The sequence below is a fragment of the Kitasatospora sp. NPDC032757 genome (assembly GCF_055579305.1).
In genome coordinates this window covers 253,936-264,074 of record NZ_JBVINN010000006.1, presented here as the reverse complement: position 1 = coordinate 264,074, position 10,139 = coordinate 253,936, and the positions used below count along the sequence as shown (strand labels likewise).

General features: G+C 74.7%; 9 protein-coding genes. All 9 read left to right on the top strand.

Features of this window, described 5'->3' with window-relative positions; translation table 11 throughout:
* The first annotated feature begins 173 nt into the window (after positions 1-173).
* Positions 174-686, top strand: coding sequence for a universal stress protein (locus ACZ5WK_RS12085; protein ID WP_465547235.1), 513 nt, complete (start codon positions 174-176; stop codon positions 684-686).
* 287 nt (positions 687-973) lie between these two features.
* A complete protein-coding gene (pdxR, locus tag ACZ5WK_RS12080) occupies positions 974-2,497 on the top strand; it encodes a MocR-like pyridoxine biosynthesis transcription factor PdxR (protein WP_465547234.1) in 1,524 nt (507 codons plus the stop codon).
* 248 nt (positions 2,498-2,745) lie between these two features.
* On the top strand, positions 2,746-3,255 hold the full coding sequence (locus ACZ5WK_RS12075) for a hypothetical protein (protein WP_465547233.1): 510 nt from the start codon (positions 2,746-2,748) through the stop codon (positions 3,253-3,255).
* Between the two features lie 261 nt (positions 3,256-3,516).
* Positions 3,517-4,383 (top strand): DUF1963 domain-containing protein, encoded by an 867-nt coding sequence (locus tag ACZ5WK_RS12070; protein ID WP_465547232.1) that lies wholly within the window; start codon positions 3,517-3,519, stop codon positions 4,381-4,383.
* 157 nt (positions 4,384-4,540) lie between these two features.
* Positions 4,541-5,491 carry a hypothetical protein gene (locus ACZ5WK_RS12065; RefSeq protein ID WP_465547231.1) on the top strand — a complete coding sequence of 317 codons (951 nt, stop codon included), beginning with the start codon at positions 4,541-4,543 and terminating at the stop codon, positions 5,489-5,491.
* 500 nt (positions 5,492-5,991) lie between these two features.
* A complete protein-coding gene (locus ACZ5WK_RS12060) occupies positions 5,992-7,401 on the top strand; it encodes a family 2B encapsulin nanocompartment shell protein (protein WP_465547230.1) in 1,410 nt (469 codons plus the stop codon).
* 249 nt (positions 7,402-7,650) lie between these two features.
* A complete protein-coding gene (locus ACZ5WK_RS12055) occupies positions 7,651-8,529 on the top strand; it encodes a hypothetical protein (protein ID WP_465547229.1) in 879 nt (292 codons plus the stop codon).
* 141 nt (positions 8,530-8,670) lie between these two features.
* The gene (locus ACZ5WK_RS12050; protein WP_465547228.1) at positions 8,671-9,444 is read left to right on the top strand and encodes a bestrophin-like domain; all 774 of its coding nucleotides are present in this window, start codon (positions 8,671-8,673) and stop codon (positions 9,442-9,444) included.
* 96 nt (positions 9,445-9,540) lie between these two features.
* A complete protein-coding gene (yidD, locus tag ACZ5WK_RS12045; protein ID WP_465547227.1) occupies positions 9,541-10,089 on the top strand; it encodes a membrane protein insertion efficiency factor YidD in 549 nt (182 codons plus the stop codon).
* Positions 10,090-10,139 lie beyond the last annotated feature (50 nt).

Below are 10,139 nucleotides of genomic sequence, written 5' to 3'. Positions count from 1 at the left end.
GGCCACACGGGTGGGGGTGTGAGGCCGCGCACATCGTCGACGGTGGGTGACGGGCCCTCGGCCGCGCGTGCCGAAGTGGTGGGGTGGTGACCGGGCCGGGGGTGGCCCGCACCACAGCCCTCACCCGTCGTGCCCAGCGCCGTCACCCGCTGTGCCCGGAATAGCCTCGGGCCATGAGCAACGAGAGCGATGCAGGGGCCGTCGGCGGCGCCGAGGAGCCCGGTGCGGCGGCCGCGCCGGCCGGGTTCGAGCTGGGTACCGACGGGCCCGGGATAATCCTGGCGGGCCTGGACGGCTCGGACTCGTCCTGGCGGGCCACCGCCTATGCGGCCGGCCTCGCCCGCCGGCAGAACGCGACCCTGGCCGTCGCGTACGTACAGCCCGTTCTCGGCGCGGCCACCGCGCTCGCGGGCGCGGCCGTCGAGGAGACCACCCGGGAGATCGCCGACGAACTGCTGGGCGCCCTGCGCGAGGCCGAAGACCGGCTGCGCGACGTCTGGCGGCTGGACTGGCGCTTCCTGACCGTCCGCGGCGATCCGTTCACCGGGCTGGCGCGGCTGGCGGACCAGCTGCGGGCGGACGCCGTCGTCGTCGGGGCCTCGGAGCAGGCCGGGCACCGGGTGATCGGCTCGGTGGCGGTGCGGCTGGTGAAGGCGGGGCGGTGGCCGGTGACGGTGGTTCCGTAGCGCCTCCCGTCGGGGAGGGGGTGGAGCAGGGTGGGGGACGCCCCGGGAAGGACGGAAGGGCTGCGTCGCCGGCCGGAAGCCGGGAGCGCAGCCCTTCGCTCTACGGAGGAAGCGGGAAACGATCGGGAAAGCGGCGCAGGCCTGTCAGCCGAGGAGCGAGATGCTGTTGCCGCAATACGCCCCCGATGCAGGAGCCGCGCCACCCGGTCGGAGCAGCGCCGCCCCCGCCGGAGTGCGGACGGCCCACCCCCGGGGCCCTCGGCCGCCCGGCGATAGGGTTCGTGACCATGACGGACACCCGGACCGCCACCCCGGCCGCGGCGTCGGCCGCCACCCCGACCGACACCGCCGCCACCCCGGCCACAGGCGTGGCCGCCACCGACGACACCGCCGCCACGACCTCCGGCAGCGACCTGCACCTCGAACTGCCCGCCACCGGCGGCCGACGCGCCGCGCTGATGGCCGCCCTGCGCGAGGCGATCCGCAGCGGCCGCCTCGCCCCCGGCACCCGGCTGCCGCCCTACCGCGCGCTCGCCGCCGACCTCGGCATCGCCCGCAACACCGCCGCCGACGCGTATGCGGAGCTGGTCGCCGAGGGCTGGCTCACCGCCCGGCAGGGCTCGGGCACCACCGTCGCCGACCGGGCCGAGCCCGTCGCCGCGAACCGGGCCCGCCGGGCGTCCCCGCCCCGGCGGCTCGCCCACGACCTCCGCCAGGGCCAGCCCGACGCCGCCTCCTTCCCGCGCACCGCCTGGCTGGCCGCCGGGCGCCGGGCGCTCACCGCCGCACCCAACGAGGCCTTCGGGCCCGGCGATCCGCAGGGGCGGCGCGAACTGCGGGCCGTCCTCGCCGACTACCTGGCCCGCGCCCGCGGAGTGCGCACCGACCCCGAACGGATCGTCGTCTGCTCCGGCTTCGCCCACGCGCTGCGGCTGCTGTTCGACGGCGCGGGCGCCGTGCTGCCCGCCCGCGAGCACGGTCCGCTGGCCGTGGAGGCGTACGGGCTGGCCTTCCACCGCGCGCTGCTGGCGAGGGCGGGGGTGACCACCGTGCCGCTGCCGCTGGACGAGGACGGCGCACAGGTCGGCGGGCTGGCCGCGCTGCCCGACGTCCGGACGGTGCTGCTCACCCCCGCCCACCAGTTCCCGACCGGGGGGCCGCTGCACGCGGCCCGGCGCGCGGCGGTGGTCGACTGGGCACGCGGGCGCGGCGGGCTGGTCCTGGAGGACGACTACGACGGCGAGTTCCGCTACGACCGGCAGCCGGTCGGCGCGGTGCAGGGGCTCGACCCGGAGCGGGTGGTCTACCTCGGCACAGCGAGCAAGAGCCTCACGCCCGCGCTCCGCCTCGCCTGGATGGTGCTGCCCGACCACCTGGTGGACCGGGTGCTGGCCGCCAAGGGCGAGCGCGAGGCCTGGGCGAGCACGCTCGATCAGCTGACGCTCGCCGAGTTCATCGACTCGGGCGGCTACGACCGGCACGTCCGCCGGATGCGCCGCCGCTACCGGGACCGCCGCGACCACCTCGTGGCCGCCCTCGCCGCGCGGGCGCCGCACATCGAGGTGTCCGGCATCGCGGCCGGCCTCCACGCGGTGCTCCGGCTCGCGCCCGGCACCGAACGGTCGGTGCTCAAGGCGGCCGCGTACCGGGGGCTGGCCGTGGACGGGATGGCGGACTACCGGCACCCGCTGGCCGGGCAGGACGCGATGCCCGCGACGGACGGCCTGGTGGTCGGGTACGCCACGCCGCCGGACCACGCCTACCAGGCGGCCGTCGCCGCGCTCTGCGACGTCCTGCCGTCGCCGGTCTGATCGCAGCCCGAGGGCCGAGCGCGGCTCCACACGGGCCGAGCGCGGCTCAACGGGGGCAGCGTGCGGCTCGACGGGCCGAGCGGGCTCGACCGGGGCGGGGTGCGGCCCGAGGGTAAGGGGGCGGCCCCGCCGCGGGGAAGGCGCGGCGTAGGCAATGGCCCGCCGCGTCCGCTCCACTGTCATATGCCCGTACGGGCCGGGGCGGAGACCGGCGCCGGCCGCGGCCGCGCCCCCTACGCTCCCTGGTCATGCGCAGAACACATGTGAGCCGCTTCGGAATTGCCGCGATCCTGGCCCTCGTCATCGGTCTGCTCCTCTCGGCCGCCCCCGCCCAGGCCGACACCCCTTTGCTCGTCGTCAGCTCCGACAGGGCGACGGCGGCCCCGGGTTCATCGGTCACGCTCACGCTGACCCTGAGCAATCCGCACGACACCCCCGTGCAGTTCGTCTACCAGTCCATCCAGCCGACCTACGGCACCACCCAGATCGCCGGGCTGAAGTACGCGTTCTCCTCCTGCGGCGGCCATGTGAGCGGGTGCGACACCGGCGCCACCAGCGGGCTGGTCCACCACACCGTGCCCGTCGCGGCCGGTGGCAGCACCACCGTCACGCTCACCTACGACATCGCCGCCGACTCGGCCTGCGGCTCCGGCGCGCGGATCGACTTCTACACCTACATCTACGACGAGTACCAGGCCGGTGCGGCCTCCGACTCCGGCATCCTCGACGTCCCCGGCAACGAGGTCACCTGCTCCTGAGCCGCCCCGCAACCGGCAGTCCCGGACTCCCCGGGATGCCCCCGAACCCCCGTCAGGTGCCGGCCGCCCCCGTACCGGCACCTGACGGGCCGTCCAGGCGGAAGCACGCCAGGCACGGGAGCGCGGGAGCGCGGAAGTGCGGAAGTGCGGGAGCGCGGGAACGGAGAAGCCCGGAAGCACGGACGTGCAGAAGCCCCGATAACACGGACGCGGGGACGCGGGATGCGCCGACTGTCAGACCCGGATGGCAGGCTTGGGCCCATGGCCGAACCGCTGACCTCCGACGCGCCCGAGCCCGGCACACCGACCGGGACCACCACCGCGACCAGCCCCGATGGTGCCCTCCCGGGCTGGAGCGCCGTACGTCCGGGCGAGACGCTGCCGGCCGACCTCGGGTTTCCGATGCCCTTCGCCGTGTACGAGGCGATCCGCGCGCGGGCGGACGCCGACACCGCGCCGCTGGTCGACCGGCTGTTCCGGCCCTCCCTCGCACTCGATGCGGTGGCGGCCGGCCCGGAGGCCGGACGGCTCGGCGGACTGCCCGCGCTGCCGGAGGGTACCGAGTGGCCCGAGTTCGCCGGCCGGCCGATGCAGTTCCTTGCCGGGCTCGACTGCGGCGGGCTGGCGGAGGCCTTCCGCGCCGCCGGCGACTGGCCGCTGCCCGAGGACGGCCTGCTCCTCTTCTTCCACGACGACTGGATCTCCGACTTCAGCGGCCGCGGCTGCCGTGTCCTGCACGTCCCCGCCGGCGCGCCGCCCCGGCCCGCGCCGGAGAGCGAGCTGAGCACGCCCGCCGTCGCGGCCGTCCCCGTCCGGGCCCGCTGGCAGCTCTCCGCTCCCTCCTACCAGGACCAGGAACTGGAGAACCTCTTCCCGGACGACTTCATGATCGCCCTCGACCTCGCGGCCGACTTCCGGGACCACCTGCCCCGCCCCGACGTGCGCGTACTGGGCTGGTGCGACACCGACACCGGCCGCCCCGCCGGATACCGGCCGCTGCTCCAGGTCGAGAACCAGGCCCTGGACGTGGAGTGGGGCGAGTGCGTGAACGTCTCGTTCTGGATCACCGACGAGGACTTGGCGGCCGGTCGCTTCGACCGGGTCCGGCACGGGTTCGAGGTGGCCTGAGCGGCGGCGCGAGCGGGTCCGGCGCGTCGCCACTAGGCTGCTGGGAGAGGCCGCGGCACCCGCTCGTGGCGGCCCGCGGCCGAGGCCGAGCGGCCCGGGGCGGAGGGGCCGGGGCGGGCCGAGTTGAAGCGGTGAGCGCCGAAGCGGTGAGACGGACGTGACACCAGAGGGATCGTCGGTACCGGTACCGGAGCAGCACGACGCGCCCGAACCCCCGGTGGCGGAGCTGCTGCGCGCGGTCCGGGCCCACCCCGCCCAGCTGCCCGAAGTGCTCGCCGTGTTCGCCGTCCGCCACCGCGGCCCCCGTGCCGCCCGCCGGGTCGCCGCGCTGCGGGCCGCGCACCCGGACGCGGCGCAGGGCGAGCTGGTGGCGCGGTCCGTCCAGCACGCCCGGCGGGTGAGCCAGAGCGAGGGCGCATTCGTCGGCGGACCGTTCCTGTGGCTGGTGCCGTTCGCGTTCTGCACCGCCCTGCTGGAGCAGGGACAGCTGCTGCTCGAACTCGCGGCCCTGGCCGGCAGGGACCCGGCCGCCCCCGCGCGGGCCGCCGAGGTGCTGGTGCTCCAGGGCGCCCACCCGGACGTCGCCGCCGCCGAGCGCGCCCTCGAGGCCCCGCCGACCGCGGGGAGCGGACGCCGCCGCCGCGGTTTCTGGTCGCTGATCTGGCGGATGGCCCGGCTGCTCGGGCTGACCAGCGAGGGCGTCGAGCCGCCGCCTTCCCGTTTGCGGACGGCCGGCTCGTGGCTACTGGTGGTGGTGGTCCTCCTGGTCGGCATGGTCGTTCCGCTGGTGTGGCTGCCGTACATGGCGGTCTCCTACGCGCGCGCCACCGACCGCGTCGGGGTCCGCGCCGTCGACTTCTACTTCGGTGGCGACCCGGCCGGCTGGGCCGAGCATCGCCGCGCGCGCACCGACCCCGGGATCGTCGCGGCGGGCGTCCGGGCGGGGGTGTCGCTGGTGCTCCCGGTGGCGGCCGTGGTCACCCTGCTGCTCGCCGACATCCGAGTCGCAGGGAGCCGGTGGCCGGTCCTCACCGTCGTGCTGTTCGGCCTGTCCGGGCTGGTGGGCGCGCTCTGGTACCGGCGCCGCCGGCGTACGCGCAGAGGCTGAGCCCGGGGGCGTGCCGGTGGCGGCGGTGGGCGCGGGCCGGCCCGTGCCGGTGGCGGCCGTGGGCGCGGGCTCTGGTCGGACAGTCCGCCGTCAGCCGTCCGCCGTCCCGGGCGTTGTCCGTTCGGGGATCGAACGCCCGTCCGCACGGTTGGTGTCTCCCCGGCCCGGCCCCCAATCCGGCCGCTGCTCCGTTCGGATGGATGGGATGGTTCCGGGCCGGGGGCGATTCGCATGCACAGGAATTCGGGGTTCCGCCTGGGGGCAGTTGACGGATTCCAACCGCCGCACGGTCGAGATTCACCCTATCGGGCGGCACTCGCTGTGCGTACGAGGTCTGCCGGGTGGCGGTGATCTAGGGTTCCCGATGGGCCGCCCGAGAGGGCGGAGAAGAGCGCGGATCATTCGCCAACGCCCCCACCATGACGCCTATCTGACGATCTGCCACGGCAGCTGCCGAGGCGGGTCGGCGTGACCTGACCAGATGAAGGAGAACCCTGCCGATGCCGGTGGACACCAGCCCGGAGACACAGCAGGTTCCGCAGCAGTCGAGCCTCACGACGGCCGCTGCCCGCAATCTCGCGACCACCACCAAGTCCGCGCCGCAGATGCAGGAGATCACCTCCCGCTGGCTGCTCAAGGTACTGCCCTGGGTGCAGGCCGCGGGTGGCGCCTACCGCGTCAACCGACGCCTCACCTACACCGTGGGCGACGGCCGCATCGAGTTCATCAAGACCGGTTCGGAGGTCCGGGTCATCCCGCGCGAGCTGGGTGAACTCGCCCTGCTGCGCGGCTTCGAGGACGACGACGTGCTGACCGCCCTGGCCGGCCGCTGCGAGCAGCGGGACTTCGGCCCGGGTGAGGTGCTGGCCGAGCGCGGCGCGGCCGCCGACCGCATCTACCTGATCGCCCACGGCAAGATCAACCAGGTCGGCACCGGCAAGTACGGCGACGAGACCGTCGTCGGTGTCCTCGGCGACGGCGACCGCTTCGGCGAGCAGGCGGTGCTCGACTCCGACGCCGTCTGGGAGTACACCGCCAAGACCGCCACCGCCGGTACCGTGCTCTCCCTGCCCCGGCGGGAGTTCCAGGCGATCCTGGACGGCTCGACCGCCCTCCAGGACCACATCCGCGACTTCCTCGCGCTGCCGCTCCAGCGCCAGAACGAGCGCGGAGAGGCCGAGATCGCCATGTCGGCCGGCCACCGGGGCGAGTACGAGCTGCCCGGCGCCTTCGTGGACTACGAGCTGAAGCCGCGCGAGTACGAGCTGAGCGTCGCGCAGACCGTGCTGAAGGTCCACACCCGGGTCGCCGACCTCTACAACCAGCCGATGAACCAGACCGAGCACCAGCTCCGGCTGACCATCGAGGCGCTGCGTGAGCGCCAGGAGTTCGAGCTCATCAACAACCCGGAGTTCGGCCTGCTCAACAACGCCGACTTCGACCAGCGGATCCAGACCCACTCCGGCCCGCCCACCCCGGACGACCTGGACGAGCTGCTCAGCCGCCGCCGCGACCCGGACTACCTGCTCGCCCACCCGCGGGCCATCGCGGCGATCGGCCGTGAGCTGAACGCGCGCGGGCTCTACCCCCACCATGTCGACCTCGGCGGGCAGCAGGTGCCGGCCTGGCGCGGGGTGCCGATCCTGCCGTGCAGCAAGATCCCGATCACCAAGGAGAACACCAGCTCCATCCTGGTGATCCGGACCGGCGAGGACAACCAGGGCGTCATCGGCCTGCACCAGACCGGCATCCCGGACGAGTACCAGCCCAGCCTCTCGGTCCGGTTCATGGGCATCAGCGAGAAGGCGATCATCTCCTACCTGGTCAGCGCCTACTACTCGGCCGCGATCCTGGTGCCGGACGCGGTCGGCGTCCTGGAGAACGTCGAGATCGCGCACGGCCGCCACTGAGCGGTCCGCCGGGCCGTCGGCCACTGACGGCCGGACAGGACGCAGTCCGGCCGTAACCCGGCCCACCGCAAGATCGTTTCACCTGATGTCGGACGGCCCGCCCTTCGAGGCGGGCCGTCCGGTGTCGGCCCTCCCGGCGCCGGCCGGTCCTCCCTGACGACGCTCCCGACGATGCGAGAGGTGCATGGAGCCCATGCTGCAGCGACGGCAGTCCCAGCGGCCACGACGGATACCGGTGGACGGGCAGCCGTGACCGCAGACCTGATCATCGTGAGCGGTGACGGCGGCGTCCTGCGCGGACGCCGGGTCCGGTTGGCCGGAGCGGCGGCCGGGGTCGCCGCGCTCTGTGCGCTGCTGAGCGGCGCGGCCGGAGCCCGCGCCCCCGAGCACCAGAGCGGGGGCAAACCCCACGGCCCGGTGGTCGAGACCTGTGTCGACACCGGCACGGACGTCTCGGTGTCGGTCGGCAAGGGGGGCGTGGACGTCGAGGTCGACGTCGACGTGGAGGTCGGCGTGACGGTCGACCTCTCCGGGGTGCTGCACCACCCCAAGCCGCACCCTTACCCGCACCCGCACCCCAAGCCCGGTCACCACCACCCGTGCCCGACGCCCACCCCCACTCCTACGCCCACTCCTACGCCCACCGCAAGCCCGAAACCGACTCCGAAACCGACACCGACGCCGACACCGACGCCGACACCCGTTCCGACGTCGCCGCCCAGACCCACCCCGGCGCCGACACCGCCGCAGGCCCCCGCCCCGGTACCGCCGGCCGCGCCCACCCCGACGCCGAGGCCCACCCCGCCGCCCGCGTCACCCCGGCCGACGCCGCCACCCGCGCCGAAGCCCACCGTGCAGCCGGTCGTCCCGCCCCCGGCGCCCGCACCCGAGCCGCCCGCGCCGACGGTCGCTCCCAGCCCGCCGGCCCCCAGCCCGGTGCGGCCCCGGCCCGTGGTCAAGCCCGTCCGGGTGCCGCTGGCCCCGCCGGTGCCCGCGCCGCAGCGCCACCACGGCAGTTCGCCGACCAGGACGATGCTGCTGGTCACCGTGCCTGCCGTGCTCGCTGCGGCGGCCCTGCGCCCGCGCGGCGGCGGCCGGTCCGGTCGCGGTGGCTCCGGCCGGTCCTGACCGCGGCGCGGGCGCCGACACCGCCCCGCGCCGAGCACATCCCCCGGCGTGCGGCCGCTTCCTACGACGCGGCCGGACGGACGCCGGACCGACCGGCCGGCGAACCCGGCCGGAAAACCCCAGCCGAAGAAGGGAGTTCCCATGTCCGAGTGGCTAGCGCTGGCCATCGCCATGTCCGCGGCCTGCGTCGTCGTGGTGGCGGTGGTGCTGCTGAGGCACCGTCGGGCCCGCCAGGACGAGGACACCGACGAGACGCCCGACGTCATCGAGTACATGACGATGATGATCGGCGTGGTCTACGCGATCGTGCTCGGCCTCGCCATCGCAGGTGTCTGGGAGGCGCGCGGCGCCGCCCAGGACGACGTCCTGCGCGAGGCGCAGTCGCTCCACGAGGTGAGCGAGCGCGCCCAGGTCTACCCGGTCGAGTTCCGCGACAAGGTCCGGGCCGATGTGGACGCCTACGTCTCGTACGTGGTCGACGTCGAGTGGAAGTACATGCGGGACCACGGCGAGATCTCCGAGCAGGGCACCGCGTTGCTGGAGAAGCTGCGTACGGACGTCGCGACCCGCACGCCCGCGTCGGACCTGGAGGCCCAGGCCTACCAGCCGATCATGGACCGGATCGGCATCGCCGACGAGACCCGCAACGCCCGTGGCCAGAACGCCGGACCGACCATGCCGGGCGTGGTCTGGTTCGGCCTGATCGTCGGGGCCGTGGTGACGGTGGGCATGGTCTTCGCGCTCCAGATCCGGCGCTCGACCCGGGAGTTGCTGCTCGCGGGGGCGTTCAGCGCGCTGATCGCCTTCCTCCTCTTCCTGATCTGGGACTTCGACGATCCGTTCGGACGGAGCGTCTCGGTCACCACCCAGCCGTTCACCGACCTCTTCCCCACGCTCGGTGGCGGCCAGGACTGACCCGTCCCGGCCGGTCCGCTCGGATGCATCCTTCGATAATCTGATCGGTCCGTCGGGGATCGATCCCGTCGGGTGTCTCCGAAGGGATCGTGAGCCGTGGCCTACCCGCCGCCGCACCAGCCTGCCCCCCATCCGCCGCGGCGCCCCGAGCGGGCGTGGTGGTGGCTGCCCGAGAAGGAGCGTCGGCGGCGGCAGTTGCAACGGCGGGAGTGGCTGGCATACAAGCGGCAGAACCGCAAGAAGAAGGACCGCGACTGGTCGGACGCCTGCGACGCCTGTGACTGCTGTGACCTCGGCGATCCCTGCCTGATCGCGCTGGTCCCGGTGATGACGGTCGCGGGCGTCCGGTTCGCCCTCACCGGCGGCCGCGGCCCGCGCCGCGGTCACGCCGACCCGGCGGCGCCGGCGCCGGGCGGATTCGCGGCCGGCGTGCTGTACGGCGCGGTGCGGTACTACCGGACCGACATCAGCCCGAAGCGCCCGGCCTGCTGCCCGTACACGCCGACCTGCTCGACCTACGCCGTCCAGGCGCTGCACCGGCACGGTGCGGTGCGCGGGGCCCGGCTGACGGTCGGCCGCCTGCTCCGCTGCCGCCCGGGCGTGGCGCGCCGCGGCAACGGGGCCGACCCGGTGCCGGAGCAATGACGCGGGACGGCTGAGGGCTGACAGCGGTGCGCTGACGGCGGAGGCGACCG